Source organism: Sodalis ligni (assembly GCF_016865525.2).
Classification (GTDB): domain Bacteria; phylum Pseudomonadota; class Gammaproteobacteria; order Enterobacterales; family Enterobacteriaceae; genus Acerihabitans; species Acerihabitans ligni.
In genome coordinates this window covers 3,912,331-3,936,858 of the sequence record NZ_CP075169.1, presented here as the reverse complement: position 1 = coordinate 3,936,858, position 24,528 = coordinate 3,912,331, and the positions used below count along the sequence as shown (strand labels likewise).

Genomic DNA, 24,528 nt, shown 5'->3' with positions numbered 1-24,528 from the left:
ACCACCATGGCTTATCTGAAAAACTATCAATATTTACCAATGCATACGCACAATTGCTAGCGTAATCGAGTATTGAGGATAATTCAGGCAATCCAAATTCAACTGGGTCATTGAGATCGCCAAGGCTTAATGCCCAATCAGCAGAGAGCGCTTTATATGCTGTAAGAACACCGTCATTCCAATATCGCTTAGCCTGCGGTTTGTTATCAGCATTTAATGCTAGAACCCCAATAGTAAATATGCTTCAACTATACGATTTGCCAGTAGAGGGCTAAAATGATGGGATCAATCAAAACACACTGATCAAATGCACTTTTGGCTCTGTCATGCGCACCTGCTTTTAGCCATAATTTGCCCACGATGAAATGCAATGAGACAACCCAGCGGACGGCATGAGGGGTAGTCGGGTTGGCGCCAACATATGCACTGACTCGTTGAGCTAAACGTTCAATATCTTCAAAAGGCGCGCTGTTCCTTATGTTCAGTAGCTGATAGCCCAATACGCAAAGAGCGGCACCGGTGTCAGCGCTATTATCCTGATTTTGAATATAAACCTTTTCACAAAACGAAATGAGTCCTGCTTGATTTTTCTGGCGATAACCAATATCGACCATTGCACGTATTAGCCAGGGTTTTATAGTCTCTTGCAAATGCCGTTACATTCCATTCTGGCTGAGGGAACGTTTTAAACTGAGTTTCGCGATAAGGAACTACAGCAGCGTTCAACGCTGATTTCATCCCAACCGCGAGCCACCACTCGGCATTAGGTGCTTCGAGAGCAGAAACATCCGTTGCAATATTGTACAGTCTTCGTTTGGCAGGAATCCATTCCTTGCTGCCCGGGCCATTTTGTGGTGCGTGGCTGATTGTACAACTAACGCCTCAAGATCATACTGGGTTTTGATTTGGTCGCGCAATTTATCCAATGTATACACATGCAAATGAAATGGGTTTGGGTCTTCTCGCTTTCATCACTCCAATCATTAGGAACACTGACAATAATCCGACCCGCCGGCGTAAGGATCCGATAAAATTCTGCCAATACCGCTTCAGGGTCCGGAACATGTTCAAGGGTTTCAAAGGAAATAACCACATCGACAGAATGATCAGAAATATTTCCTAATGCATCAGGAAGCATACCGGCAGTGAAATCGAGTCCATTGACCATTGTGGAAAAATTACGCTTACTATAGTCGATCGCGTAATCGCTACCGTCAATGCCTAATGTTTTCACCGCCATGGTACCGCATTGGATTAAATAACTACCGTAGCCCAGGCCACAAGCTGCGTCTAGCACAGTATCCCCAGGCCGCACGAAGCTTGCAGCCCATTGGTAACGTGCAATATGCGCATCTGAGCGCTCTCCTGCTTCGCGGGTCATATCCATATGCAAATCACGCTCTTCCTTCAATGCGTCCAGCGGATAGTGAACCAACGCTTCTGGAGATATGCATTCAAGGAGAATAGTGACTTCTTCGCCTTCCCGGGCCAATGCCTCATAATTATTTATTAGATAATAGGAAGGGTGTTTGCGAAATCCGGCGGCAAAAAGATTTTTCCCAACCATTTCTATCCAGAGCCTCTCCTGCGACGCTGACGTCATCTTCGTAACGGGTAGTGGCAATTTTCAGGTAAACTGACCGTAGCGTAACACGAAGAATCTCTTGAATTGCCGGTAGCAAATCATTTGCCGCCAGAAGTTCTAAGCTATAAGTGGCAATAGTGGTATCGAATGATTTATCGGCAAAGGTAAAGTTGTTGCCGAGGATAGATGAAAACGGCCTGGCATCGTTTTATTGCATTCATCCAGCCTAGAGGCCGAGATATCAATACCTTGAGCATCCATCCCGCGGATTAACAGTTCCTGGACTAATTGGCCATTACCGCAGCCAATATCGAGAAACTTTGTGCCGCCGCAACAATTCAATATTTCTTCTGCCGTTTCGTAAGCATTTTCAATGTTTTTCATATTAATTTCATTTTATACGGAACTTGTTAAAGTAAGTCGAGAGACTGGTAGCCGAGTGAAATTTTGCTGATTGAAATTTTATTTCCGTTTTCCGCAGAATTCGGTCCATAAACGCATCATTTTTGGACTTACTGGCTCTTAAGCTCAACGTTTAACGGCATAATACCCAAACCATTTTTTCTAATTTATCGCTATTACTTATACAGAAAATTTTGATTATCCCATTAAGGTAAAAATTTCTTTGAACTTAACATTCATGGATTAATTTCCTGTAACTGGCTGACCATCCGCAAATCAACTATGCCGCCGAAGTGATAGGTTTGGGGATCACTCGTGACGGTAAAAAGGCTGCTTCATCAATCCAATGGATCATGCGTTGCTCCGCATAGTAAGGTTTACCTTCCTCGGAAATCGACACTTGGATTTCATAAAGGTTAGGGCCTAAGCCGCAAATAAAATCAAATTTAACTTGGAATATCTCATCTGTTTCAAAGTGGCGTTTCCAGAAAATCTCACCATCATTTTTGATTTGATTAAGAATAGCCATGTCTTGATTGAGTGTGCCCCAAGAGTAAACTTTACACCTTCTTTATTTCGAATTCTCAACCCAACATTCAGCCTCGTTAAGTCGGCATGGGAGTGGCAGCGAACAACAACCGTAATTTTATCACGGGGATCGAAATGAGAACAAGGTTCACCATGAGCATCTAAAATAAATACATCCAAGACTTCAGCGTCAAGATCGCCGAATGAAAATGATTTGAGGCGTTCTGAAAATTCAGTTTTTCAACTGAGTTCTCAACCGACCTTTCTAATGAAAGTACTGTTGCAGCTTCGGCTTGGAGAATATTACGTGCTTGCTGCGCTTTATTCTTCAGGTGCTGAGCGGCCTCATTTAATCTTTTCGATTCTACCTCATGTAATGATTTACGATATTCAAGTAAAGCATCAGCGGAAGACCCTATAAATTTAGTGACACCATGCTCAAGAAAGATGGCTTTATTAGTCATTGTGCGCACGGATTCTTGATCATGTGAAACAAACAATAACGTCGTACCATTGGTACGAAGCCTGTCCATTCTTTCGAAACAACGCTTTTGAAACAGGGCATCACCAACGGCCAGTGCCTCGTCAACGATAAGTATATCCGGTTCAATACAGACCTGAACCGCAAATGCTAATCTCACCAGCATCCCGCTTGAATATGTTTTCGTGGGCTGATCGATAAAGTCGCCAATATCTGCAAAGATAAGGATTTCATCAAATTTTTCATTGATTTCCGCCTCGGATAATCCCAAGACCGCACCATTCATATAAACATTTTCACGGCCGGTAAATTCCGGATTAAAGCCAGAACCTAGCTCAAGTAAAGCCGCGATTCTACCGTTCGTTTCCACCGTTCCGGTAGTGGGGCTTAATGTTCCACAAATCAATTGCAGCAGCGTTGATTTGCCTGAACCATTTTGACCGATGATGCCTATTGATTCGCCTTTTTCAACATTGAAGTTAATGTCTTTTAAAGCCCAAAATTCACGAAATAATGCCTTTCCCTTTTTACCAACAAGTTTTCTAATGCCAGTATATATCGACTGTTTTAAGCGATCAGACGGACGATCGTAAATTTGATAACACTTGCTCAGGCCTTGCACCTGAATCGCATAATTAGAGCACATCTGCGAACCCCTTGCGCGTCTTTTGGAACCAGATGAAGCCTAACCACGCTATAATAAAAGCGGCTAACCAGTAAAATCCTAAGACTTCAAAATCGGGATGTTTACCCCAATAAAGTGTATTTCGCGTTTGCTCGATAACTGCTGTCAATGGGTTAAAATACATCAAATTTCTAAAGTTTTCGGGTAGAATTTCTGCAGAATAAAAAACAGGGCTTAAGAACATCAACGCCGTCGTGAATAATCCGATGAATTGACTGATATCACGAAGGAAGACTCCCAAAGAGGCAAGGAACCAACTAATTCCAAGGCTAATGATCATTAATGGAACAAGTATTAATGGAAAATAAAATACGGTTAGATGAGGTATTCCAAAGAAAATAAAATAAGCCGCAAGCCACACGCATAAACTTATTACTGCATTAAAAATGCGGATCCTAATAAGACGACGGGTAAAATCTCCAGCGGATAAACAACCTTCTTAACATAATTTGCATTGCCGATGATAATTTCTGGCGCTTTATTTAGGCATTCTGCAAAAGGTTAAATACAATCAAGCCCGCAAAAGAACTAGCGCAAATTCGCCTTTTGAGGCGCTGCCGCCATGCCATCTTGCTTTGAATATTTCACTGAATACAAATGTATACACCGTCAGCATAAAAGGGATTTAAAAGAGACCAGACAATCCCCATTAACGAACCCCGATATCGCCCTTGAATTTCGCGTACGGTTGTCGTTTTATTAAATACCTATTGCGCCATATACTTGCAAGCATGCTAATTGGACTAATTGGAAAACGTTGCATTAAAAACACCTTGTTAAAATCTTTTGACAATTATCTACTCATTGTAATAGAAAAGTATATTCAAACTTTTTAAAGAGAACTGACAGAAATATTGCAAAAGTATCGATTCTGCTTTGCCTATATAATTTAAGCTTGAAAAATAATAAACTCTTGCGATTATTGATGAATTATGGATTTTTCAAACCATTCTAATTTTTTGGTTCTCAGGCGTTAAAAATCGAAATTCTTTTCAAAGCAATAAGATGAGAGGCGTTCCATTCCCGGTAACGACCCTCAAATATTTGCGTCAATCTGCTTAGTCTTGCTTGAAATCCATAATTTGTTCCAATGAGATTTTCTTGGTGCTGCCGATAATATAAAGTTGGTTGTGGATCGTAAAAATAGTACCCCCACGCCTGAAATTAAGATATAAAGCCACCAGTCGTGACTAACAACATCTACAAGTCCAGCTCTTACTGCTATTTCTCTAGCAGCCCTATTGATAAATATTGTATTGCCTCCACCAATACTTTGTACAAGAGCATTACTAAAGCCAGGACTACGTTTAAAAGCGGAGAAAAACCTAAACTTTGGCATGCACTATCAATGAGGTGTGTCCTGGTACAATATAAAGCGGGTTTCTCTGAAGGCTGAGTATGCATCCATTGAATTGCACGTTCAATTTTGTTGTTATACCACACATCATCTTGGTCGGAGAAGCAGTAGTACTGAGCGTCAATATCAGGTCGCATCAGTAAAGAAAGAAAGTTGCAGACAAAACCTTTGTGGGGCCATCAAAAATTTTACCGAGGATTTCGATGTTGTGGAGAACTCTTGTATCTTACAAAGTGTTTCATCAATTGAACCATCATCAGATACATATAGTGTCCAATTCCCGTAACTTTGTGATTTGAATGAATTAAGCTGCTCGTCAATATAACGCTCACCTTGATATGTTCCCATCAGGATTGCAACTGGCTCATCATTTGCAAAAGACATTAAAAGTTATCTCTTAAACAATACTGTATAATGTAGACCTATTTAAACAATAATGGCTATCGCCATAAAGCTATAACAATAAGGTTCGGGTTTGGTTACACGTGTTATGCTTAATACCCGGCGTTAAAGAACAAAGGCCGGGCTCTTGAATCAGCTTATATAAGCATGTTCGGCATAATTATTGAATAACTTGAAATGGATGTAAATTTATTCGTTGATCATAATGCGTAAATAACGACCGTAATCTGTCTTTGACAATTTTTTCGCCTGCTCTCCGACCTGCTCTTTGCTCATCCAGCCTCTGCGGAAGGCAATTTCTTCAAGGCAAGCCACCTTCATACCCTGGCGTTTTTCAATGGTATGGATAAATTGTGACGCTTCTATCAGACTTTCATGGGTTCCTGTATCTAACCATGCAAAGCCGCGACCAAGTAGTTCAACCTGCAATTCACCTCGGTCAAGGTACATCTGGTTCAACGTAGTAATTTCGAGTTCACCGCGTGGAGAGGGTTTTACCTGCTTTGCCATTTCCACTACGCGGTTATCGTAGAAATAGAGGCCGGTAACCGCCCAGCTGGATTTTGGTTTAAGGGGTTTTTCTTCAATGGAAATAGCTGTGTTATTTTTATCAAACTCCACTACGCCGAAACGTTCCGGATCTTGGACCTGATAGCCGAATACCATGGCGCCGTGGGTAAGTAGCGATGCCGTCTTGAGTTTATCGCCAAAGCTTTGCCCGAAATAGATATTATCGCCCAGAACGAGAGCACAAGGTTCACCATTGATGAATTTTTCACCAATAATAAATGCCTGGGCAAGGCCATCAGGTGACGGCTGCACTTCATATGAAAGACGGATGCCGAACTGCGAGCCGTCGCCAAGCAGACGCTTGAAACCTGGCATATCCTGTGGGGTGGTGATAACCAGAATGTCACGGATACCTGCCAGCATCAGCACGGAAATCGGATAGAAAATCATCGGCTTGTCATAAACAGGCAACAGCTGTTTTGAGACGCCCTGAGTGAGTGGGTAAAGACGCGTACCGGAACCACCCGCTAATACAATGCCTTTCATCATTTTTCCTTAATTTATTTGCTCAAACCCAGACGCTCGCCTGCATATGAGCCATCCATAACACGCTGCCACCATTCTTTATTATTCAAATACCAATGCACTGTCTTCGCTATACCTGATTCGAACGTTTCCTGTGGAACCCAGCCCAGATCATTTTTGATTTTTGTCGCATCGATAGCATAACGTAGATCGTGTCCAGGGCGGTCGACCACGTAAGTGATTAACTGTGAGAAGCTTTCGATACCCTCAGGTTTGTTTACGATTACGTCATCCAGAATGGTGCAAATGGTTTTCACAACATCGATATTCTTTCGCTCATTGTGGCCACCTATATTATAGGTCTCGCCGTTCTTACCCTCCGTCACTACTTTATAAAGGGCACGGGCATGATCTTCTACATATAACCAATCCCGGATCTGCTCCCCATTGCCGTAAACCGGTAACGGTTTACCGGCGAGGGCATTCAAAATCATCAATGGGATCAGTTTTTCCGGGAAGTGATAAGGACCATAATTGTTGGAACAGTTAGTCACAACGCAAGGCAAACCATAGGTGCGACGCCATGCGCGCACCAAAAGGTCGCTGGACGCTTTCGAAGAAGAATAGGGACTGCTGGGTGCATAGGGAGTCAGTTCGGTGAACAGCGGTAGTTCCGCGCCGGGAGGTACTTCGCCGGGGTGCGGTAAGTCTCCGTATACCTCATCGGTGGAAACATGATGAAAGCGGAAAGCGCTTTTACGCGTTTCATTCAGTTTTGACCAGTATTCCCGCGCCGCTTCCAGCAGAACATATGTCCCCATGATATTGGTTTCGATAAAGGCAGAGGGGCCGGTGATTGAACGGTCCACATGACTTTCAGCGGCCAGATGCATGACTGCGTGAGGTTGATGCTTGGTGAAAATATGCGCCATAGCCCGTGCGTCGCAGATATCTGCATGTTCAAACGCGTAGCGGTCACTGTTTTCGATCTCAGACAGTGACTCAAGGTTACCGGCGTAGGTTAATTTATCGACATTAACCACTGTGTCTTGCGTATTGTTGATGATATGGCGAATGACGGCAGATCCAATAAAACCTGCGCCACCTGTGACCAGAATTTTCACGTTAATTTTTCCATCCGTCTTAACGTTGCTCAGCTTGAACTTCAATCATTTTTTCAGCGATACTTCAGGAACACTGTAACGTCCTGATTCACAGATACGCTACCGCCCCTGGCTCTACAGCTACCAGTAAACTAGTTAACAATCAACGATTGAGCCATCAATTAACTGACGAGCACCCATCAAACCGAGTTCGGCGGTAAATGCTTATCGGTTATAGTCTTCTTAAATGGATTGGGAGACAAGAAAAAAACACTAGGAGAAGGCCTAAATTAGGGTCGTAATGTGGGTGTTGCGGCGGGGGCTGCTTTTGAGCACTCAGATCGAAATCCGAACAAAAAACGATTTCATATAAATCCCCCGGCCAGCAACAGGACGCCTTGGTGGTTCGTCTCATTTTGGCATGCAGCCAAAGTGCAAACCACAGTGGTTGAGGCCGGTTAAATTTTGTGCTATTGGGTTAACGATTTGCGTTTAAATTTTGAGTCGGCGTTACTGCGGAACAGTTATCCTGGCCTATTAGGCATTTTCTAAAATGAAGTACTCCAAAGACATTCAGATATGCTTCCTGGATGCGATCTTCCGGCTTCGTATGGGCTTTATGTCTTGGCCGATAACACTTTGACTCGAAGAGATTGATTTATCCTCGTTTCTATCGGACGTGATAGGTTGGGCTATATCAAAAAAATCAATGAAATCATTAAGAATAGAATTATTTATTAAAGCGTTATTAAAACTTTAATTTTCCTTAACAAAATATTTTCACCATACTGGCTTGTCATTAGGTAATCCCCCACAAAACTGGGGTTGTGGATTCAGACGGTCACTGCAACACCCTATTGATATTCGATTGATGGAGGTGTGAAATGGTAAGTATTCACGGTGCCATGACTGCGGAAAGAAAGTCCCGGATCTGGCAACTATGGCGAAAGGGGACTTCGATGAGCGTCATTGCCCGAGATATTGCCAAACCACCCGCGACGGTTTACTCATATCTTCTATACCATGGTGGCATGGTACCTCGGCGAAGGACTCGCCGTCCCGGGACCCTGTCGATGCTTGAGCGCGAGTCGATTTCACGTGGGCTTGCATGCGGGATGAGCTATCGGGCCCTGGGCCGCCAATTGGGTCGTTCGGCGTCGACGGTTTTGAGAGAAGTAAACCGCAATGGTGAGCCGGACAAATATCGGGCTTGCGAGGCAGAGAAAACCTTCCTGAAACGCAGTCGTCGGCCAAAGCCCTTTTTGTTGACCATTCAGCCCGGGCTCAGGAGCGTAGTGATCGAGCGGCTAGAGGCCGACTGGTCACCGGAGCAAATAGCGGGATGGCTCAAACGGCAATCTCCTGATGGAAAAATCATGTGTGTTTCGCACGAAACAATTTACCGGTCGCTGTTTATTCAAGCCCGTGGCGTACTAAGCGAAGAATTGAAAAAGCATCTACGAACCAAACGGATGTTTCGCCATGCCAGGTCTCATCATGCGGCCGTTGCAGGAGGCATTCCCGATGCCATTTCGATTCGCGCCCGACCCGCAGAAATCGAAGATCGGGCTCTTCCAGGGCACTGGGAAGGCGATCTCATTGCTGGCGCAAATAACAGCGCAATTGCCACTGTCGTCGACAGGAGTACGCGATTTACAGTCCTTTGCAAGGTAAAAAATAAACGGGCTGAAAGTGTAGTCCAATCACTCACCGAACAAATGCGTCAACTTCCCTCGCAATTGCACAAGAGCCTGACATGGGACCGTGGTCAAGAGCTATCTGCACACAAGCGCTTTAGTATGGATACGCACATGTCCGTATATTTCTGTGACCCAGGTTGTCCATGGCAGCGCGGTACCAACGAAAACACGAATGGCCTGCTACGGCAATACTTTCCAAAGGGAACAAGCTTGGCAGGCTACTCGCAGCATGAGCTGAACGATGTCGCTGCCAAACTGAACGGACGTCCAAGGAAAACGTTGGGATTCAAAACCCCGGCCGAAGCGCTGGACGCTATGTTGCAGTGACCGTCTGAATCCACAGTACTCATAAGTAGAATTTTCTCGTAACATGAATCGAGGAGATTCGGATGAAAAAAATCACGTTCTAGCGACAGCCAGATCATGGCCATTTTGAAGCAAGCCGAGGCAGGCACACCGGTTTCAGAGCTTTGCCGCGAACATGGCATGAGCAATGCCGGTTTTTATAAGTGGCGCGCACGCTTTGGCGGTATGGATGCCTCGATGATGGCCCGCCTGAAAGTACTGGAAGATGAAAATCGACGGCTCAAAAAGATGTATGCCGAAGAGCGTTTAAAATCCGAGATCATCCAGGAGGCCATGCAAAAAAAAGTGGTAACGCCATCCCGGCGACGCGAGAGGGCGCGGCACGCAGTCAGCGTGAAAGGTATCTCAATCCGCCTGGCCTGTTCCATTTTTGGCCTCAGCGAAAGTGGCTACCGTTATTGCGCTAAATTGCGTGATGAAAATATGTAAATAGCCAATTGGCTAACCGATTTAACGGCGCGGCACCGTAGTTGGGGATTTGGCCTATGTTTTTTATTTCTGCGTAACGTCAAAGGCTTTCATTGGAATCATAAACGCATTTATCGGATTTATTGCGAACTCAAATTGAATTTGCGTATCAAGCCAAAACAAAGGATTATTCAGCCTCATCCAGCCCCGTTAGTTATGCCTGACAAGGCCAACCTTACTTGGTCAATGGATTTTATGCATGATCAATTAAGTGGTGTCAGAAGCTTTCGCACTTTCAATGTGATAGACGATTTTAATCGAGAAGGACTGGTCCTGGATGTTGATTTTTCCCTGACGTCAGAACGCGTTGTTCGTTCACTTGAACAGCTCATCGAATAGTGCGGTAAACTAGCCTGTATACGATGCGACAACGGTCCAGAATACCTGAGTATCCAACTGCAAAAACGGACGATAAAACATCTAATAACCTTGCTCTATATCCAGCCGGGCAAGCCCCAGCAAAATGCCTATATAGAGCGATTTAACCACACGATGCGTTATGACTGGCTAAATCAAAATGTGTTTAGTTATATTGCCGAAGTACAGGATTTCGCAACGCGGTGGCTTTGGACCTATAACCATGAACGTCCCCATAGGGGCTAGGTGGCATAACGCCCATGCGGAAGCTCGCATTGGTGGCATAATTCTACTTAAAATTTCCGTTGAAAACGGGGAGATTACCATTAACCCACTGTTTCGGCTATAATATTAATAGATAAGCGAATGCTAATACGCTTACCGGCATTAATATTTTGAGATAATTCTTTTAATAATTTTGCCATTGTCTACTAACAATAAAGTTAATTTTTTCGTTGCTCTAGACTGTCAATTGGGTACTCTATATGGGATATAACCTAGCAAATGTCTGGTGGTTAATAGGGTAGCCGGGTTCTTCGTTAATAAAAAATGGGTTTTAAAAAATGGGAAAAAATAGTGAAACTATGGCTGAAGCTTCGTTGCATGCCCTCCGGCCTGCTTTAACGATCGTTGTACCCTGCTACAACGAGCAGGAAATGTTTCCTATGTGTTTAAGACAGTTATCAGAAACATTGGAACGCTTAAGGCAAGCTAAGAAAATTTCTGACACGAGTTGCTTGCTTTTTGTCGACGATGGCAGCCGTGATAAAACCTGGCAGATGATCTGCGATGCAAACAGAGATTATGACAATATACGCGGTCTGAAGTTGTCGCAAAATCGTGGGCATCAACGTGCCTTATGGGCGGGGCTTGAACATGCAGAAACGGATATAGTTGTTAGCATCGATGCCGATCTACAAGATGATATTACGGTTATCGATAAAATGGTTGATACCTATTTAGCAGGAAATGACATCGTTTATGGTGTCCGAGAAAATCGCGCTACAGATACCGTATTTAAACGGGTTACCGCTACTTATTTTATAAGCTCATGCGCATTCTAGGTGTCAATCAGATTGAAAATCATGCCGATTTTCGTTTGCTAAGTGCACTAGCATTGAAATCACTATTGAGCTACAAAGAGGAAAATCTTTATATTCGAGGTTTGATACCACTTGTAGGTTTTAAATCGGTAAAAGTATATTATACGCGTAAGAGCCGTAATGCCGGTGACTCGAAATATCCGCTTTCAAAGATGCTGGCTTTGGCACTTGAGGGAATCACGTCACTATCGATTACGCCATTACGAGTGATTGCATTAACAGGATTTATAATCTCTTTACTCTCCTGCGTAGCTGCAGTTTATGCTATAGTTGAAAAATTGCTAGGCAGCACGGTAGAAGGTTGGTCATCAATGATGATAGCGATCTTTTTAGGGGAATTCAAATGCTGTCTATTGGTGTCATTGGTGAATATATCGGAAAAGTTTATTTAGAAGTAAAACATAGGCCAAAATATTTTATCGAAAAATCCTTAAATAGGTTTTATTATGAAGAAATATGACTTAAAATGAACGTACTGATTTTTATTTTGGTTGTTTTTTATTGCCCTTAATACTTGGGTTTATATTTCTGGTGAAAAACTATATATGTGTGGGATTTTAGAAATTATTGGAATCAATGGCAAAATTATGGAAATTTGATTACAAAAACTTTTTCAGGTGGTTTGTCAATAACGAGCACGAGATTAGAAACGCTGACTATAACCCTTCATCCATATCTTTTTATTTCCATTTTATCTGATTCTAGGTCCGGGCCGGTTTGCCTATATTTCTGGCCTGACAATGGTTTATCTTAGTCTGCTTGGCTTTTAATATCTCTATTTTTGAAACAACTCTATGATAATAGCCAAAGAGTTTTTATTTTTACTTTGATCCTAGCGACACTATTTGTACCATTTTGGCGACCGACTTTACGTGGATATCCCGATATTATCGGCCTGCTACCGTTGCTAGGTTCCGTTTTACTGGTGATAAATGCATCTTTTCAGTGAATTTTTCAGTCAGAAAATCATTATGGCTTGGATTCTTGTTATGGGCAGCTTTTTATTTAGACGTTGGTATGCATATACAATAGTATCGCTTTATATAACCTTACCGGTATTGGTTTTTTATGATCGCCTGAAAACTAAGAACGTTGCCGGAATTAAAGTTTTAACGCAAGTGCGTAATATTGCTTTAACATTTACCACGAGCGCTATTACTACCGTTTTATTTTCTTATGCTTTCCAGTCCGGTTTGATTAAGCGCATAATACGCACAGATTACAGCGTTGCTTATTCTGCTTATCAAGCGCCATTTTGGTTTCACTGAAAACACACTAACTGGTATTGGTTATTATATATTGCCTGTGGTATTGCTAAGTATTTTGTACGCTTTAATCTTTCCTTATCGGAAAAAAGTTTGATTAGCTTGTTTGCTTTGGCTAATCTCGTGATTAGTTTTTCTTATTTACCCGCACTCAATCTCCGGGCATACAACATATGCTTCCTTTTGCCATGTGGATTTTATAATCACCATGATTGGCTTAAATGATTTAATTGTTTTTGAACAAAAAGGACCTATTATAGCCGGAGTTATAGTGGTATTAAGTGTTTTATCTTAATAAATAATCTCTATCGTACTGGGCCTAAAATACCAACTGCTATTAATGCAATATTACCGGACAAAATTATAGTCTTAAGCTTGATAATATTGATCATTACCAAGAATTGGTCGATGTGCTAACTTCATTGACGCGTAATGGCGATCAATTCGCAGTCTTGAGTTCGAGTTTCACATTGTCAGGCGATCAGCTCGATTCCCTCTCACAAGGTGTCCTTTCAAAACTATTTTTATATTTCAGAAATGGACCTGCGCGATAAATTGCGAATTAAACCATTTACGGTGAAATATCTCGTGGTGGCCGATCCGGTGCAACTCCTTCGCTATGATAAAGGGCAAAAGTAGTTCAACTACCCGCCCTGGCACTACTTAACCACCAAGGTATTGGGAATGCCTATAAAAATTGCCGTATGATTTTATATTGGCTAATAATGTTCATGCCTATATTTATGAAAAATGCGAGCATTTACGCCTGAAGAAATTGATGGACTTTTAATCAATTTATTGCCATTTATCCGGATTGGAGGGATGAGCTTTATGCCGGTTTAGGATATGAATATCTTACCGCCGAGGCGAGTCTAGGCGATACATGGGGGCGATTTGACTTTATTGATGCCCAAACATTGACTGGACATCCTGGGGCTAATCGTCCCACAGTCATAAAATTTCATTGGCGGCCAGACCATTTGGTGATTCGTTCGGTGAGTAAGACTTGCCCTGATGCGGATGGCGTTGTGGTGACACTCGATGATGCGGCTGGGCAGGCACAGACCGCAAAATTCTAACGGAGGAAGCCATGCCTTTGAAATTAAAAATTTTAAACGTGATGCTATCCGGATGACGTTAGATAAGGGCCTCAATATCGACTGTGACCTGGTTACAATAACTAAAGAGTGACATTGACGGGGATGCTATCTCTTACATCAATTACTACCCCGTGCGCTATCCTGAGTTAACATATTTGCCACAATAAAGCCCAGCCTGTGCATGTCCTGGCAGGGCTCGTATCTATCAGACAGGAGTTGCTTAATGTCCACACAACAGATCGGCGTAGTCGGTATGGCGGTAATGGGGCGCAATCTGGCGCTGAACATCGAGAGCCGTGGTTATAGTGTTTCAATCTTCAACCGTTCCCGTGAGAAGACTGAAGAAGTGGTTGCGGAAAATCCAGGCAAGAAGCTGGTGCCCTATTACACCCTGGAGGAGTTTGTCAATTCCTGGAAAACCCCGCCGCATACTGCTAATGGTCAAAGCCGGCGAAGGCACCGATAAAACCATCGAATCGCTGAAACCGTATCTGGACAAAGGGGACATCCTGATTGATGGCGGCAATACGTTCTACCGCGATACCATTCGCCGCAACAAGGAATTGTCCGCCGAAGGGTTCAACTTTATCGGTACCGGTGTTTCCGGCGGCGAAGAGGGTGCGCTGAAAGGTCCATCGATTATGCCGGGCGGGCAAAAAGCCGCTTATGATCTGGTGGCGCCGATTCTGGAAAAAATCGCCGCGCGGGCCGAAGGCGAAGCCTGCGTGGCCTATATCGGTCCTGATGGCGCCGGCCATTACGTCAAAATGGTGCATAACGGTATCGAATATGGCGATATGCAGCTGATTTCAGAAGCCTATGCGTTATTGAAGAATGCCCTGCATCTGACTAATGAGCAGCTGGCCGCGACGTTTAGCGACTGGAACAAAGGCGAGCTCAATAGCTACCTGATCGATATCACTAAAGATATTTTTACCAAGAAGGATGAAGAGGGTAAGTATCTGGTGGATGTGATTCTGGACGAAGCCGCCAATAAAGGCACCGGTAAATGGACTAGCCAGAGTTCGTTGGACTTGGGAGAACCGCTCAGTCTTATTACCGAATCAGTGTTTGCCCGTTACCTCTCTTCGCTGAAATCACAGCGTGTCGCCGCGGCGAAGATACTCACCGGCCCGAAGGACGAAGCCTTTACCGGTGATAAAGCGGAATTTACCGAGAAGGTGCGCCGTGCGCTTTATCTGGGAAAAATCGTTTCCTACGCGCAAGGTTTTCTCAGTTAAAGGCCGCCTCGGAAGAGAACAACTGGAACCTGCATTATGGCGAAATAGCGAAAATTTTCCGCGCCGGCTGCATTATTCGCGCGCAGTTCCTGCAAAAAATCACTGATGCCTATACTGAGAATGCCGATATCGCCAACCTGCTGCTCGCGCCGTACTTTAAGAAAATTGCCGATGAATATCAGCAGGCACTGCGCGATGTGGTGGCGTTTGCCGTTCAGCACGGTATTCCGACGCCGACACTGTCTGCAGCCATTGCTTATTACGACAGCTACCGTTCCGCCGTCTTGCCGGCCAATTTGATCCAGGCACAGCGTGACTATTTCGGCGCGCATACTTATAAGCGCACCGATAAAGAAGGTGTATTCCATACTGAATGGTTAGAATAATATATTATCCAATGCCCTAAACTCAGAGTGTGAATGCGGGTATTAATGTTTTTTTTGAGAAAACCGATCGGGAAACTGACCGGTTTTTTTTCGTCTATAAAATATATAAAATTCGCTAGTCGTTTTTTTTAACATATTATTTTCTCCCTAATCCAGGCCTTATTTTGAGTTCAGCATAATATTTGCGTAAACTGTTGGCAACAAGACTTATGTAATTCATCAAAATCAGGAGCAGGGGATGTTTGGTTTGACATGGAGTTGTTTTCAGCAGAACAAAGAAACGGGAGAAATTGAACCTCTTATTTACGCAGATCAGAATAAATTGCCCAAGCTCTTTGGCGTAAGCATTACCTGTATGGGCAATCGGCCGGACGTCTCTTTGTGTCAATCTAACCATTTTAAAGCGGTACGCCCGCAGACGAGATACCGTCCGGCCAACACCGGCAGACGGGTGGAAGCGTCTTTATGGCGGGACAACAGCTGCTGTTCATCCGCATGCGTGAAATCATAAGAGTGGCCGCCGGCGGTACAGAGGCTGGCCCAAACCGTTTTCAGCGAACGGGGATTAAAACATATAGAAAATAGCGAGCTGCTGGGTGCTTGCAAGGTCTTGCTTGCCCGATTTGAAGTGTTCCCGCCATCGTGCCAACTCTATCTTGCAACTGAAATTAACCGTAACGGCACCAGATTAACATCGGATGAAAAAAATTTACTTTCTCAGTTTCTTGCCGACCTGTTGAAGGAAGGTTCGTATTCATGTCCAGCATGTCATTATTTGCGTGATATCTTGCAAAACACCAGGAACTCAATGCTAGCTTAATAAAAAGCTGAAATTGAATGCCTTTAAAAGAGGAGGGCGTTAGTATGCGTTACTGAAAAAACAACGCGGTCAAACGATCGCTGAACTTAACATAATCATAAAACTAATAATATGCAAAATAATGTCACCCATCGACTTTCCGCACATCCAGGGTTTTTGGCTTTCAACCTCGACCATGACAACTTAAAATCCCAAGGAGCAATGCCCATAGCGTCCTTGCAAAGGATCAATGGAGTACGAAATACGCCGGCCCCAATTGAGGCAGAAGCAAGCAGCGCCATATATCGGCAATATGTGCTGCCGTTGACGGCCGGTCGGGCAAGGCGGCACTCATCCGCTAAGCGTTCACCTCTGACGGCGGATACCATCGCGCGTAACAACGCTAAGCTTATAAATGAGCAGATGAAGCGCGTACCGAGAAAATTAGTTAATCTTAGCGAGAGTGCGGATATACAAAATGAATATATCAGCCGGGGAGTATGGACAGAATACAATTTATCCTTGTTAAAGGCTTTATTGGGCACAGCAATTCAACCAGGGGCTATTGCAACATTGAGTCCACCGGAGCAACTTCGAAAGCTCATTATTATTATGGATAATTTTCAGCACTTGGAAAGGAATCATAAAATTTTTGTTTTCAAAGGCTGAAGAGTCTATTTTCCCCATCGGTGGATAACGTTGATTTAACTCAGCGGCAGTTCCAATTATTGGGGAAATGCTTGGCTTATTTTAGTCGACATTGTCTCCGGCACTACCCAAGTCAATTTTTCCACAGGTCTATGATTACTTATTTCAGACAGTCTCTCGATTCACTACTGTCAATTGCAATGTCATTATCCGGCAATTACTTAAGCATTTCCCGGTTTTGTGCCAACAGGCACCGCCTGCAACGCTTTTCCATATTTTAAATCTCTTTTGGAAGCGTCTTTTTATGCTCAAGTGACGTGAGAAATTATATTTTCAATGGCTTATCAAAAACCTGATTTTTTACCTGATAATCTTGTCAAAGATGGTGCCATTCTAATGGAATTATGTTCAAGAAAATTCATGTCAAAGCGCTTTAATCAAAAATTGAAAAAACATCTCATACTGTTTAAAAGAAGAATTAGCTCATTATAAGTTAGATATTATCAATTCAACTTTCTATTCACCAATATTGACTGCACTAAAATGATCACGTCATCGTGGATTTCATTCTCTCCAAAAAGAGGATAAAAGCTCTTTAAGAATTTGATAATTAATCATCAGGTTCAACAATGAGAATGATTTTTTTATAACAGAGGAATTTGAAATGATCCGATTTTTATGCTGTCGCCACACGCAAAATAATCTAACAACCGAGCCGGTGGCTGAAGCTTTTGTGGTGCAACCCAATTGAAAACGATTTCCAATCATCACACGTTGGCCTCTTTTCCTAAGACGACGGCGGGTATGGGTTGTACCAACGTTTATCCTGCAGACCAGGTAGAATGGTCTCCCCAGCAATGTCCACTTCTGATGGCGCTCCATCCTACGGAAGTGAATGCTTATCCGCACAAGGCGTCGTTGTCAAAATCAAGACATACCCAGCTCGGCATGCTTCTACGTGTAATTATGTTCCATCAAAAAATAATAAATCGTACCCAAAGTTTTAACGTAAGACCAAAAGAGTGATGAACCAAGCACCCCGTTATCTCCGTATGTTTCGCCAGCGGGAGCGGGACGGCCGCCTCGCGTCAAACGAACGGTGAGCTTTAATCTGCCGGCTGAGAAATCAGCCGCAGATGATAAGACTCGTTCGATTACTTACAAAAGTATTGAGCAGGGCAACTCCTGTTAGCCAGTCTCGAAAATCATTATACCGAACCGGAAATCAAAAGATTGTTAGGGCAGGATGGCAACCCGGAGAACTGAGTAACTATGACCCGCTCATGCAATTGATGATATTTAAAACGCTGTTTAGGAAGGTAAATATCAATAATGACCACTTTTGCATATTTTTCAGGCGATGTGTGGAGATTTCTTGTCAATGGTCCGAATACTTTGAAGATGTCTATGGTCGCGATACCGATTTGCTGGAAATAATAAATCGTTATGTATTGCTTGAAATTCAAAGGGATATTTCTACATTAGGGAAAATACAGCCGCGGGGAACTATGGTTGAAATTCTATCGGGAGCAGTTTAATAAAGTCCCGCCAAAACATATATTTTAATATGTCGAGAATTTTCAATACCAGAAGCACGTTTCGATATGAATATCAAATAGAAATCATAAGCAATATTCTAAAAGGGTTTAGATATATACCACAAGTGGACAATGAAGAAGTTTTCCTGAAATTAACAAAATTATGCATACAGCACAAGCCGTTGGTTAGCTATGAATATATCAAACTGCTGGCGGAGAATGTGAAATATCTTGCCCTAAACTGCGTTACCAGCAAGCGTTGGCGATAAAAATCTAAGCATGTCATTAGATCCTGCCGGACAAGGAATTATCCATGCGATATTGAGACCTAACATGATTGATTGAGTACTAAGCAAAATTATTGCCATCAGCCACTATCGGCTGAGTAGCATTAGCCAACGCAGGCTGAACATATGTTGGCAATGACAGATGCATGATTGTTTTTCTTAGTTGAGGATGTGGGGTGCAAAAAAGTTGTCCTAGCGTCGCTTGTTCACGTCTAAGATCACCTTGGGAAATCGTTTTTTAGTCAGTCATGGTTTGATTGTGGTCTGCAGTGAATGTTTGACCGGTAGATTGATCTTTGTTTTCTTTCGATGTCTCTGAGTCTAAAGCAGCGCTCCCTTTATGAATACTTTTTATCGTTAAAGACTCAAAATAGTCTCTTTCCTTCGCCTTTATGTTCGCCCCGGCGACGAAAAGTAATTGTGCCATATTTTTGTTTCTTTTTTCCAATGCAATCATGAGAGCGCTTTTCGAACATGAGGTAGGTAAGTTAACTTCGGCTCCTTTATCAATGAGATATTTCACGATCTTTTCGTTGTTACAATTTACCCCATGCATTAACGCCGTCCAGCCTTGATGATCCGCTTGATTGATATCGGTGCCTTTTTGTATCAGTAATTCCATGACATCCAGTTTCCCGCGAAAGGAGGCAATCATAAAGGGGGTTTGATTGTTGCTATCTTTAACATTTATATTTTTAGTTAAGACTATAAGCAAGTTGATGATGTTCTGGTTGGTAGAGTATTTGATGGCCAAGTGCAAAGCGGTTTCCCCGGCGTCATTGGTTAGCTCGCTATTTGCGCCCCTTGCGATCAGCTGCATAAACGTTGATAAATCGTTTTTAATAACGGTCATCATCAGCGGACTAAAACCCTCTGTGCCCGTTAAATCGCTGTCCGCGCCGTTGTCTAGCAGGCTTCTTATGATTTCTTTTTTAACGGCAAGATGGCAATTAATCTCATGCAGCGGGTCGTCGCTTGGACCCGTTTCGTCACATGGAGTGTTGCGGTATTCGGACGTATCGCTATTCAGCACAGCCATATAGCTCTCCTCACATGACATGTCGGTACAATGTAAATTATCTAATTTAAAACTTTTATCAATGATATTTAATAGGGCATTATTCGCTGCTATTTTGGCTTTGCCAAATAATCTTTTAGGCTTGGCAACATCGAAAATATCCTCTTCACAGGCTGTTTCGTCACAAATGATGTCATCGCAACGCAATTCTTGTGGCTGTTCTTCTTCTGGACGAAAGCGGAGATAATAATCTTTATGATTGACTTTTCCCAACGTCAATTTTTGCAGCTGATGTTTATTTCTTTCTTTTTCTTCATTCATCTCAAGAAACGATTTAACGGCCCACATTAATGCGGTATTGTTTTCCTTATCCCGAAGGTTTACGTCGGCGCCATCATTTCTTATCATAGGATTAACAAAACCAGCATTAGAGTAGCTGGTGGCTGCCTGCATCATTAAATCGCTAATGCCATCATGGTTTTGGGCATTGCTGCTATTCCCAATTTCAGCACAAAATTGATGTAGTTTTTCCAATTCAATAGCGCTTACCGCGATGTTTTTTGCGCCATTTACCGTTTGCAGGCATGCCTGACGTGTCTGGTCAATGAAAGGATTTTTAACTTTATTATTGCTGGCGGTAAGTTTTCTAATATGGTTTTTGATAATATCATGCCAAACAATACTTTCATGGGAATTACTTTTTTTCTCTTCAGGGGCATGCCTTTTATTTGCGTTATGCTTTTTTTTACGCCTGACGTTATGTTGAAACGTCGGCGCTATATGATCCTCTGTCCGTTTTCTTCTTTTATTATCATCTGAATTCCTTACGGGAGTAAGCGTTGGCAGAATGCTTTGCGTCGTTAGCGTTGCTTGCTGTGGTGTTCGAGATGATAAGTCAGATAGGTGTGTGTTCAGCAATTCAGTGATGTTGTTATCTTTATTTTCCTCAGCAATGAGGAGTGCTGTTATATTATCGGCATTCACAAAATTGACGTCAGCGCCTCTTTTCAACAAATAGTCGACCATTTTAGCTCACCGCAATTTACGGCGTGCATCAAAACCGTCCAGCCCAGAGTATCGGTTTCTGTTAAATCAACGCCTTTGGCCAGCATGATAGCGATGATATCCCATTTCCCTCGCTGTACCGCCAGCATAAACGGCGTTTGACCCTTCTTATCTTTTTTATTGATATCAGTGGCGTAAAGCAAAAGCAATTCAACTATTCTCCAGCAGGTATTGTATTTTACCGCCAGATGAAGAGCCGTTTCACCCGCGTTATTTTGCAGGTCAGCATTGGCTTTGTTTTTTAGCAGCTTTTCCAAGAGTGTTAATTCATTGCTTATCACCGCGAGCATCACTGCACTAAAGCTGCCGGTGCCTGTTAGGGTGACACTGGCGCCGTGGCCAATCAAGGTGTGGATTATCTGTAATATTGCTTTATCTTTGCGTTGCGTGGGAAAGAGATCGATGTTTATTTTCACCTCTTCGAATGTTTTATCCCTTGCCGATTTTAATTTTTTTTCTCTGCGTTCTGATGGATTCTCGCGGGCGCGATCCGTTGACATAGCGGCGTTAATCCATAGTTCTGACGCGCTTTTCCATTTTTTTAGGTAGCGTAGTTTTTTTCTATATTGCTGGCCAACCAATGCAAGACTCTTAATGGCCCAGATCAATGCCGTGTTTCCTTCTTGATCTTGCAGGTCTATTTTTGTGCCATTATTTAATAAATTTATAACATACTCTAGGCTGTACGTAGTGGCTGAAGCCACCATCAAACGTGTTATTCCATGTTGATTTTGTGCGTTAATGTCGCTGCTGTTAATCCTTGCTTCATATAAACGTTTATTGTCAAACACACGATTATTTGCAATAACACCATTTGCTTTTCCCATCTGAGGCAGGCAACTGAGTATTGCTTGTTTTCGATGAATATACGCATTGCGATGTTCTGCCGTGATATTTTCGCTCTTGTTTTTTAAATCGTGCAATAATGGTTTTCTTTAAATTTATTATTTTGGTTGAGTTATTACCATAGCGCTCTTCAGCCTTAGCCAGCATGGGTAAAACCCTATTGGTTATTAAGTCTAGTTGTGCAGTATAATTGGCAAGATTATTGCCCTTCGAGGGTAATGACATAGTCTTAGACAAATTAGCCAACTCAGGCTGTAGGTATGGCTGCAATGTCGTATTCATTTAATTCCTCTCTAGATATTTATAACGAAAAGTGTTCGTAAAGAGCTCGTAGTGGCCTCTAAGAACGTATCCTGATTTCAAGGTTGGGTATATAAGAAAACGCAGTTGATATGAGATGTGTTTACTATTCTCGTTTATTTATAATATGTGTAAATATGTTTTTCTAGAAGATTACCACCTTAGCCGATTATTAGGATTGGGTGCTAATATTTTATAATAATTGAGGGCGTTTAGCCATGGAACGCTTGGTTGGGAAAAATTGTAGCGTACTGACAAACCGGCAAGGAGAGTTTCCTTTTAAGTGCCGTCGCCGGTGAAAAGGGAAGATGGGCAAAGGATCGCTGCCGACACGGGTTCGGCAGCGGGATTTTTATGGCTTGTTATGCCGCTCACGCAAACGGCCAATCACCCGGCTGAGGTTCAGATCCTGATCCTGCAGTAAAACCAGCAGGTGATAGACCAGGTCGGCGGCTTCGTTGGTTAATTCCTCCCGGTCATGGACCGTGGCCGCCAGGGCCGTTTCTACGCCTTCTTCCCCCACCTTCTGGGCGATGCGCTTGGTGCCGCTGGCATAGAGCCGGGCGGTATAGGAGCTTTGCGGATCGGCGTTTTTTCTGCCCGCCAGCAGGGTTTCCAGCTTGTACAGAAAAACCCAGTCGGTGGCGGCGGGGGAGAAGCAGCTGTCGGCGCCGGTATGGCAGGTGGGGCCGTCGGGATTGGCCAGGATCAAGAGCGTGTCGTTATCACAGTCGGCATGGATGCTGACGACGTTCAGGAAGTTGCCGGAGCTTTCTCCTTTGGTCCACAGGCGCTGCTTGCTGCGGGAAAAGAAGGTGACCTTGCCGGAGTCTTGCGTGACCTGCAACGCTTGCGGATTCATATAGCCCATCATGAGGACTTCGCCGGAGACCGCATGCTGGATAATCGCGGGCATCATTTGACCGGTTTTGGTCCAATCCAGCCGGGCGCGTTGTTGTTCGGTTAACATAATCTGATCTCTACTCCCTGTTGTGCGAGAAACGCTTTCAACTCTCTGATATTGATGATTTGTTTGTGGAATACCGAGGCCGCCAGCGCGCCGTCCACTTCGGCGTCGCGAAAGGCTTCCAGGAAGTGTTCCGCCGTGCCGGCGCCGCCGGAGGCAATTAAAGGTACGTGGCACAGTTCGCGGATAAGCTTGAGCTGTTTCAGGTCGTAGCCGTTGCGGACGCCGTCCTGGTTCATCATGTTCAGGACAATTTCACCGGCGCCGCGCCGCTGGACTTCCGTTACCCAGTCAGGGGTCAGCCATTGGGTCACGCGTGTGCGGGTTTCGTCGCCGGTATATTGATTGACCTGATAGGTACCGCTGCCTGCGTCGAACCAGGTATCAATGCCCACGACGATACACTGTACGCCGAAGCGATCCGCCAGGCGGGTGATGAGGGTCGGGTCCGCCAGCGCCGGCGAATTAATGGAAATTTTGTCGGCGCCGAACGACAGTATGCGGCCGGCTTGTTCGAGGGTCTTGATGCCTCCCGCCACGCAGAAGGGAATATCTATCACTTCGGCCACGCGTTCCACCCAGCTCTGATCAACTACCCGGTCGTCCGACGAGGCGGTGATGTCGTAGAACACCAGTTCGTCGGCGCCTTCCTCGGCGTAACGCCGGGCCAGGGGCACGATGTCGCCGATGATTTCATGGTTGCGGAACTGTACGCCTTTCACCACTTGTCCGTCCCGGACGTCCAGGCAGGGAATTATACGTTTTGCCAGCATGCGATGGCCTCCTCAAGGGTGAATTTGCCTTCCAGCAGGGCGCGGCCCACGATCACCCCTTGAACGCCGCTGGTGCGCAGCTGTTTGATATCTTCCAGGCCGCCGATACCGCCGGAAGCCTGAAAAGCGATGGCGGGGTAGGCGCGGCAAAGATCCCGGTATAAAGCGACGTTAGAGCCTTGCAGGGTACCGTCGCGGGAAATGTCCGTGCACAATACGTGTTTGAGACCGTAGGCTTGATACTGGCCGATGGCTTCCTCCAGCGTCATGCCCGAATCCTGCTGCCAGCCGCTCACCGCCACCCGGCGCTGTCCCTGGCCGTCGATGCGGACATCCAGGGCCAGCACCAGCGCGTCCGGACCGAAACGTTCAAACCACCCCTGTACCTCCCGCGGCTGCTTCACCGCCGTGGATCCCACCACCACCCGGGTGGCGCCGGCCTCCAGCAGTGCCTCCACATCCGATAGGGTGCGGATGCCGCCGCCTATCTGCACCGGCGCCGGCGTTACGCCGGCCAGCAGCGTCTTCAGCAGGGGAATTTGGCGCGCGGCCGGGTCTTTGGCGCCGGTCAGATCCACCAGATGCAGGAGCTGTGCTCCTTGCCGAACGTAATCCTGCAGGCGGGGCAGGGGATCGTTGCCATACCGCCGGCTTTGTCCGTAGTCGCCCTGATGCAGCCGCACCACCTGGCCATCAATTAAATCCAAAGCGGGAATAATCACC

At 44.3% G+C, this 24,528-nt stretch carries 19 protein-coding genes and 3 pseudogenes; 6 read left to right on the top strand and 16 right to left on the bottom strand.

Annotated features, from left to right (window positions below; genetic code table 11):
* Positions 1-248: 248 nt before the first annotated feature.
* The 11 genes from GTU79_RS18345 to rfbB form a co-directional block, all read right to left on the bottom strand.
* Positions 249-614, bottom strand: a complete 366-nt coding sequence (locus tag GTU79_RS18345) for a hypothetical protein (protein WP_214513236.1) — start codon at positions 612-614, stop codon at positions 249-251.
* A 260-nt stretch (positions 615-874) separates the two neighbouring features.
* Complete coding sequence (locus GTU79_RS18340) at positions 875-1,567, bottom strand: class I SAM-dependent methyltransferase (protein ID WP_214513235.1); 693 nt, start codon at positions 1,565-1,567, stop codon at positions 875-877.
* A 135-nt stretch (positions 1,568-1,702) separates the two neighbouring features.
* Positions 1,703-1,969 (bottom strand): class I SAM-dependent methyltransferase, encoded by a 267-nt coding sequence (locus GTU79_RS18335; RefSeq protein ID WP_203523385.1) that lies wholly within the window; start codon positions 1,967-1,969, stop codon positions 1,703-1,705.
* 298 nt (positions 1,970-2,267) lie between these two features.
* Positions 2,268-2,516 (bottom strand): hypothetical protein, encoded by a 249-nt coding sequence (locus tag GTU79_RS18330; protein ID WP_214514202.1) that lies wholly within the window; start codon positions 2,514-2,516, stop codon positions 2,268-2,270.
* Entirely contained in the window at positions 2,411-2,695 is a 285-nt protein-coding gene (locus GTU79_RS31480; RefSeq protein ID WP_214513234.1) for a Wzt carbohydrate-binding domain-containing protein, read from the bottom strand. Before GTU79_RS31480 ends, GTU79_RS18330 begins: the two co-directional genes overlap by 106 nt.
* Entirely contained in the window at positions 2,677-3,642 is a 966-nt protein-coding gene (locus GTU79_RS18320) for an ABC transporter ATP-binding protein (RefSeq protein ID WP_214513233.1), read from the bottom strand. Before GTU79_RS18320 ends, GTU79_RS31480 begins: the two co-directional genes overlap by 19 nt.
* Positions 3,632-4,042, bottom strand: coding sequence for an ABC transporter permease (locus tag GTU79_RS30665; protein ID WP_253073366.1), 411 nt, complete (start codon positions 4,040-4,042; stop codon positions 3,632-3,634). Before GTU79_RS30665 ends, GTU79_RS18320 begins: the two co-directional genes overlap by 11 nt.
* A 675-nt stretch (positions 4,043-4,717) precedes the next feature.
* Positions 4,718-5,020 (bottom strand): glycosyltransferase family protein, encoded by a 303-nt coding sequence (locus GTU79_RS18310; protein ID WP_214513232.1) that lies wholly within the window; start codon positions 5,018-5,020, stop codon positions 4,718-4,720.
* A gap of 144 nt (positions 5,021-5,164) precedes the next feature.
* Positions 5,165-5,422 carry a glycosyltransferase gene (locus GTU79_RS18305; RefSeq protein WP_214513231.1) on the bottom strand — a complete coding sequence of 86 codons (258 nt, stop codon included), beginning with the start codon at positions 5,420-5,422 and terminating at the stop codon, positions 5,165-5,167.
* 207 nt (positions 5,423-5,629) lie between these two features.
* Positions 5,630-6,496, bottom strand: a complete 867-nt coding sequence (rfbA, locus tag GTU79_RS18300; RefSeq protein ID WP_214514170.1) for a glucose-1-phosphate thymidylyltransferase RfbA — start codon at positions 6,494-6,496, stop codon at positions 5,630-5,632.
* A gap of 14 nt (positions 6,497-6,510) precedes the next feature.
* Complete coding sequence (rfbB, locus tag GTU79_RS18295; RefSeq protein WP_203523382.1) at positions 6,511-7,599, bottom strand: dTDP-glucose 4,6-dehydratase; 1,089 nt, start codon at positions 7,597-7,599, stop codon at positions 6,511-6,513.
* Positions 7,600-8,462: 863 nt separating this feature from the next.
* Between rfbB and GTU79_RS18290 the strand changes: the two genes are divergently transcribed.
* The 6 genes and pseudogenes from GTU79_RS18290 to GTU79_RS18265 all read left to right on the top strand — a co-directional run bounded on the left by GTU79_RS18290 (position 8,463) and on the right by GTU79_RS18265 (position 17,032).
* Positions 8,463-9,605 carry an IS30 family transposase gene (locus GTU79_RS18290; RefSeq protein WP_214513230.1) on the top strand — a complete coding sequence of 381 codons (1,143 nt, stop codon included), beginning with the start codon at positions 8,463-8,465 and terminating at the stop codon, positions 9,603-9,605.
* Positions 9,606-9,701: 96 nt separating this feature from the next.
* Positions 9,702-10,756, top strand: a pseudogene (locus GTU79_RS18285) (IS3 family transposase).
* Positions 10,757-11,053: 297 nt separating this feature from the next.
* Positions 11,054-12,032 (top strand): annotated as a pseudogene (locus GTU79_RS18280) (glycosyltransferase family 2 protein).
* Between the two features lie 511 nt (positions 12,033-12,543).
* Positions 12,544-12,840 carry a hypothetical protein gene (locus GTU79_RS18275; protein WP_214513229.1) on the top strand — a complete coding sequence of 99 codons (297 nt, stop codon included), beginning with the start codon at positions 12,544-12,546 and terminating at the stop codon, positions 12,838-12,840.
* Between the two features lie 1,320 nt (positions 12,841-14,160).
* A pseudogene (gndA, locus tag GTU79_RS18270) lies at positions 14,161-15,564 on the top strand (NADP-dependent phosphogluconate dehydrogenase).
* A 931-nt stretch (positions 15,565-16,495) separates the two neighbouring features.
* Positions 16,496-17,032 carry a hypothetical protein gene (locus GTU79_RS18265; RefSeq protein ID WP_214513228.1) on the top strand — a complete coding sequence of 179 codons (537 nt, stop codon included), beginning with the start codon at positions 16,496-16,498 and terminating at the stop codon, positions 17,030-17,032.
* Between the two features lie 2,042 nt (positions 17,033-19,074).
* Here the strand turns inward: GTU79_RS18265 and GTU79_RS18260 are convergent.
* The 5 genes from GTU79_RS18260 to hisA form a co-directional block, all read right to left on the bottom strand.
* Complete coding sequence (locus GTU79_RS18260) at positions 19,075-20,880, bottom strand: ankyrin repeat domain-containing protein (protein WP_214513227.1); 1,806 nt, start codon at positions 20,878-20,880, stop codon at positions 19,075-19,077.
* Positions 20,862-21,842 carry an ankyrin repeat domain-containing protein gene (locus tag GTU79_RS18255; RefSeq protein ID WP_214513226.1) on the bottom strand — a complete coding sequence of 327 codons (981 nt, stop codon included), beginning with the start codon at positions 21,840-21,842 and terminating at the stop codon, positions 20,862-20,864. The genes GTU79_RS18260 and GTU79_RS18255 overlap by 19 nt, the downstream gene beginning before the upstream one ends.
* A gap of 575 nt (positions 21,843-22,417) precedes the next feature.
* The gene (gene hisIE, locus GTU79_RS18250; RefSeq protein WP_203523371.1) at positions 22,418-23,035 is read right to left on the bottom strand and encodes a bifunctional phosphoribosyl-AMP cyclohydrolase/phosphoribosyl-ATP diphosphatase HisIE; all 618 of its coding nucleotides are present in this window, start codon (positions 23,033-23,035) and stop codon (positions 22,418-22,420) included.
* Positions 23,029-23,805 carry an imidazole glycerol phosphate synthase subunit HisF gene (gene hisF / locus GTU79_RS18245; protein WP_132927546.1) on the bottom strand — a complete coding sequence of 259 codons (777 nt, stop codon included), beginning with the start codon at positions 23,803-23,805 and terminating at the stop codon, positions 23,029-23,031. Before hisF ends, hisIE begins: the two co-directional genes overlap by 7 nt.
* On the bottom strand, positions 23,787-24,527 hold the full coding sequence (gene hisA / locus GTU79_RS18240; RefSeq protein ID WP_203523370.1) for a 1-(5-phosphoribosyl)-5-[(5-phosphoribosylamino)methylideneamino]imidazole-4-carboxamide isomerase: 741 nt from the start codon (positions 24,525-24,527) through the stop codon (positions 23,787-23,789). The genes hisF and hisA overlap by 19 nt, the downstream gene beginning before the upstream one ends.
* Position 24,528 lies beyond the last annotated feature (1 nt).

Bases quoted from the DNA above. Each gene is read 5' to 3' on its own strand.
- GTU79_RS18260 (WP_214513227.1), bottom strand. From the start codon at position 20,880: ATGGTCGACTATTTGTTGAAAAGAGGCGCTGACGTCAATTTTGTGAAT.
- GTU79_RS18345 (WP_214513236.1), bottom strand. From the start codon at position 614: ATGGTCGATATTGGTTATCGCCAGAAAAATCAAGCAGGACTCATTTCG.
- GTU79_RS18335 (WP_203523385.1), bottom strand. From the start codon at position 1,969: ATGAAAAACATTGAAAATGCTTACGAAACGGCAGAAGAAATATTGAAT.
- GTU79_RS18340 (WP_214513235.1), bottom strand. From the start codon at position 1,567: ATGGTTGGGAAAAATCTTTTTGCCGCCGGATTTCGCAAACACCCTTCC.
- hisF (WP_132927546.1), bottom strand. From the start codon at position 23,805: ATGCTGGCAAAACGTATAATTCCCTGCCTGGACGTCCGGGACGGACAA.
- hisIE (WP_203523371.1), bottom strand. From the start codon at position 23,035: ATGTTAACCGAACAACAACGCGCCCGGCTGGATTGGACCAAAACCGGT.
- GTU79_RS18305 (WP_214513231.1), bottom strand. From the start codon at position 5,422: ATGTCTTTTGCAAATGATGAGCCAGTTGCAATCCTGATGGGAACATAT.
- GTU79_RS18265 (WP_214513228.1), top strand. From the start codon at position 16,496: ATGCAAAATAATGTCACCCATCGACTTTCCGCACATCCAGGGTTTTTG.
- GTU79_RS18330 (WP_214514202.1), bottom strand. From the start codon at position 2,516: ATGGCTATTCTTAATCAAATCAAAAATGATGGTGAGATTTTCTGGAAA.
- GTU79_RS18290 (WP_214513230.1), top strand. From the start codon at position 8,463: ATGGTAAGTATTCACGGTGCCATGACTGCGGAAAGAAAGTCCCGGATC.
- rfbA (WP_214514170.1), bottom strand. From the start codon at position 6,496: ATGAAAGGCATTGTATTAGCGGGTGGTTCCGGTACGCGTCTTTACCCA.
- GTU79_RS18310 (WP_214513232.1), bottom strand. From the start codon at position 5,020: ATGCCAAAGTTTAGGTTTTTCTCCGCTTTTAAACGTAGTCCTGGCTTT.
- GTU79_RS18275 (WP_214513229.1), top strand. From the start codon at position 12,544: ATGGCTTGGATTCTTGTTATGGGCAGCTTTTTATTTAGACGTTGGTAT.
- GTU79_RS18320 (WP_214513233.1), bottom strand. From the start codon at position 3,642: ATGTGCTCTAATTATGCGATTCAGGTGCAAGGCCTGAGCAAGTGTTAT.